The sequence below is a fragment of the Pirellulales bacterium genome (assembly GCA_035939775.1).
Classification (GTDB): Bacteria; Planctomycetota; Planctomycetia; order Pirellulales; family DATAWG01; genus DASZFO01.
In genome coordinates this window covers 1-4177 of the sequence record DASZFO010000058.1, presented here as the reverse complement: position 1 = coordinate 4177, position 4177 = coordinate 1, and the positions used below count along the sequence as shown (strand labels likewise).

At 59.3% G+C, this 4177-nt stretch carries 4 protein-coding genes; all 4 read left to right on the top strand.

Annotated elements, in window-relative coordinates:
* Positions 1-1436, top strand: a 1436-nt coding sequence (locus tag VGY55_02650) for a glycosyltransferase family 25 protein (protein ID HEV2968860.1), incomplete at its 5' end; no start/stop codon positions are given.
* Between the two features lie 79 nt (positions 1437-1515).
* Entirely contained in the window at positions 1516-2250 is a 735-nt protein-coding gene (locus VGY55_02645; protein HEV2968859.1) for a glycosyltransferase family 2 protein, read from the top strand.
* 15 nt (positions 2251-2265) lie between these two features.
* The gene (gene glf / locus VGY55_02640) at positions 2266-3384 is read left to right on the top strand and encodes a UDP-galactopyranose mutase (GenBank protein ID HEV2968858.1); all 1119 of its coding nucleotides are present in this window, start codon (positions 2266-2268) and stop codon (positions 3382-3384) included.
* A 5-nt stretch (positions 3385-3389) separates the two neighbouring features.
* Positions 3390-4177: hypothetical protein (locus VGY55_02635; GenBank protein HEV2968857.1), on the top strand; the 788-nt coding region annotated here is incomplete at its 3' end.

Genomic DNA, 4177 nt, shown 5'->3' with positions numbered 1-4177 from the left:
GCATGTCGTCAAATCTCTCCGTTTCGTTCGATCGTGTCTCGGTGGTCAATTTGAAGCGACGACCGGATCGATTGGCTGCCTTTCACCGTGAGATCGCTGGCTGCCAATGGCCGTTTCGGGAGCCGCAGGTCTTCGAGGCGGTTGATGGCCAGAGCGTACCGGCGCCCATTGGCTGGGAAGCTGGTGGCGGCGCTTGGGGCTGCATGCAGTCGCATCGGCAGGTTCTCGAGCGGGCGATCATGGATGGCGTGCGGTCGCTCTTGGTCTTGGAAGACGATGCCTGTTTCCGGCCAACGTTCCGGCAAGACGTGACGCGGTTTCTGGCGAGTGTGCCGCCGGATTGGGACTGCCTGATGCTTGGCGGTCAGCATTATAATTCCGTTCCGCGGCCGGCTGTTCCGGGCGTCGTGCGGTGCGTCAACTGCCAGCGGACGCATGCCTACGCGGTGCGCGGCCGCTTTATGCGCGACCTGTACCAGAAATGGTGCTCGTCGAGCGGCCATTGCGACCATACGATGGGTCCATTCGCCGCCGGCTACAATACCTACGCTCCGGATCCCTTCCTTGTCGGCCAGGAGCGAAGCAAGAGCGATGTCAGCGGGTCGCTGAATCCGCGAAAGTTCTGGGCTCCACCCTCAGGCCAGGAACCGGTGGTCCTGCTCCGCGCTCCACGGCATGTCGTCGCAGAACTGCGGCGATATGGTTTTCATACAGGGTACCAGCGCGACCGAACTACCGACATTGATTTGGGGCTAGTCGAGATCTTCGCCGAACCGGTTGAATCACCGGCGATTGATCTCGGCCCTCCGTCGATGCGAGACGGAGAAAAAGCTGACAAGCCTCCCGTGCGGGACGTGATTGATCGCCTGCGCGATTGGATCGACATGATTCAGTGGGAAGTCGCCAGTGCCGAGGGACTGGTCTGCACGATCTGGCACCCGGCCGTTACCGCAGACATGGTTCGCCGGGCAACGACGGCTCGACTGATTGAGATCGAGGCCGACGCAGTCGAGCGTGCTTTGCAGCAGTTTCCCAACAATCTCCGCGACTTACCATCGGTCAAACGGCAGCCCGAAATCGTGTTGATCCGCACGCCGCGAGACGTTATCGAGCAACTCCGCGGACACGGTTTCCACACCGGCTACTGGCGCGATTCGGAAACTGACTATGACCGGGGACTCATCGACATCTTCGCCGGCCCCGTCGAAGATCGCGTGCAAAAAATCCGGGAATGGATTCAGGTTTTGCAACCTGAGGCCGATGCGATCCGCGACGGCGTGGTGGCGATCTGGCATCCTCAGGCCACACTCGATTTGCTGCGCGAAGCGTTTTCCGGCCCCGTCATCGAGATCGAAGCGACTTCGGCGGCGGCCGCTCTCGAAGCATGGCAGCGTCGAGAGAACAGGATCAATTCGAGACCGCAAATGGCTCATTGACGGGACTGAATCGCGACTTGCTCTGCGGCTTCCGGCAGCGTGGATTATTTCGGCAATTCCTTCATCGCAGCGCATCCTTATGATCTACTCAGTTGCTTTAATCCACGATGGCTTGAGCATTCTGCCCCATTTCTTGCAGCATTATCGGGATTTGGGTGTCGATCGAATCCTGCTCGGGGCCGAGACGCGCGCTTACGACGAGGCTCACTTCATCGCCAAGAGCTTCGACGTTCAGGTGGCGCCCTTCCGGCAGAAACGATTCAACGATCCGGGCAATCAAGAGTTGGAAGAACTTCTGCTCCGATTGCACGGCGTCGAAGACGATGACTACGTTCTCTATCTCGACTGCGACGAGTTCCAAGAGTATCCGGCGCCTCTGAAAGCGGTCGTCGCCGAAATGGACAAACGGAATATCTGGGCGGCCCGCGGCTGGTTCATCGACCGGCTCGCGCCCGACGGCAAATTCCGGCCCATCCTTCCGGCACCGTCCCTCGACCGACAGTTTCCCGTGAAATGCCACGCGACGCGAAACATCGTCGGCGGCTGGGATCAGAAGATCATGATCTGCCGGGGCCGCGTGCGGCTGAAGGGGGGCCACCACGACACCTTCAATGCCATGTATGACATCGAACCGATTCTGGGCGCTTATCGCGTCCATCATTACAAATGGACCGAGGGGGTCGAGGATCGCATGAGCTATCGCGGGCAGGGATCGACATCCCCCATCTATCACCGGGAGACTGAGTCGGCGGTGCAGATCGCCCGTCAGCGCGGCGGCTTCGACTTGAACGATCCGCGTCTCGATATCGAGTGAAAGGCGGACGCTCCCTTGACTTTCGACTGGCTCATCGTGGGTGCGGGATTATTTGGCTCAGTCGCGGCGCGGCAATTGACCGACGCCGGCTGCCGCTGCTTGATCATCGACCGCCGCCGGCATACGGGCGGCAACGTCTACACCGAGCGAGTCGCCGGCATCGACGTGCATCGCTACGGGCCGCACATTTTTCACACCAACAGCGAAGCCATTTGGCAATACGTCCAGCGCTTCGGCGAGTTCAATCATTTTGTCAATCGGCCCAAGGTCCGCTCAGGGGACAAAATCTATTCGTTTCCGATCAACTTGCTCACCTTGCATCAATTGTGGGGAGTGCGGACGCCGGCCGAGGCCGCCGCCAAGCTGGCGGCAGTTCGGTTGCCGATTCCGTCGCCGCGAAACATGGAGGAGTACGCCCTCTCTCAAATTGGCGAGGAACTCTACCGGCTGTTCATTTACGGATACACCAAGAAGCAGTGGGGCCGAGAGCCGCGTGAACTGCCCGCGAGCATCCTCAAGCGCGTGCCGATCCGATTGACGTGTGACGACAACTATTATCGCGACCGGTTTCAGGGGATTCCAATTCATGGGTACACGGCGATGATCGAATCGGTGCAGCATGGAATCCCGCTTGAATTGGGCACCAACTATCTTGATGACCGAGATGGCTGGCGACAGCGGGCGAGAAACGTTTTGTACACCGGTTCGCTGGATGCGCTGTTTGACTATCGCTTCGGGCCTCTCGAATACCGCACGTTGCGCTTCGAGACGGAAGTGCTCGACACCGCCGATTTTCAGGGCAACGCCCAGGTCAATTACACTGACGCCGAGATTCCGTTTACGCGGATCGTCGAACACAAGCATTTTGCCTTTGGCACACAGCCACAGACGGTCGTCACCCGTGAGTTCTCATCCTCTTGGACGCTTGGTGCGGAGCCCTACTATCCGTTGGCCGATGAGACGAATCGCGCCCGCCATGGCCAATACTGCGCATTGGCCGACCGCGACGGAATCTGTTTTGGCGGCCGGCTGGCGGACTATCAGTATTACGACATGCACCAGGTGATTGGCGCGGCACTGTGCCGCTCGGAGCGGTGGTCGCGCGGCGTCCTTGGACAACACCGAGCAGGTTAACGCCCATGTATGAAGGCTTTCGCATCGTCGCGGTGACGCCGGCCGGACGCCGGCGCTATCTGGAACTGCTTACGTCGCACACTTCCGCGGCCCGTGGGTTGCTCGATGAACATCAGTTGTGGTTGAACACGAACGACCGAGGCGATATCGCCTTCGTTCGTTCCCTCGCTGCGCGAGATTCGTTCTTTCGAGCCGTTGACTGTCCTCAACACGTCGCGCAATTACCGCCGAATTCCGCCCGAATTCATGCCTTCTTCCCGGAGTGCTGCGATTCCGCCACGATCTATATCCGTTTCGACGACGATATCGTGTACATCGCCCCGGATGCGATTCAGGAGTTGCTCGACTGCCGCTTGGAGCATCTGCGGCCGCCAATTGTCTATGCCAATACGGTGAACAATGCGATTTGCTCGCACCTTCACCAGCGATTCGGTCTGATTGATTACACACGAGGGACCGCCCATTACGACTGTTGTTGCCAAATCGGATGGAGGAGCGGCCCGTTCGCGGAGCTGGCGCACCGATCGTTTCTCCGCGCGCTTGCCTCCGAGAGCAGGCATCGCTTCAAGATGCCAAATTGGGATCTCTGGGCGTACGAACGGGTATCGATCAATTGCATTGCTTGGTTCGGCCGCGACTTCGCGCCGTTTGGGGGCCACATTGGCTTTGATGACGAAGTTTGGCTGGCGGAAGAACATCCGAGAATCGAGCAGCGTCCGAACCTCATCTGTGGCTCGGCGCTCGTCGGTCATTTCGCGTTTTACACACAGCGAGACTATCTCGACGCCACCGA

Excerpts from the sequence above, each read along its gene's own strand:
- VGY55_02645 (HEV2968859.1), top strand. The coding sequence starts at position 1,516 with ATGATCTACTCAGTTGCTTTAATCCACGATGGCTTGAGCATTCTGCCC.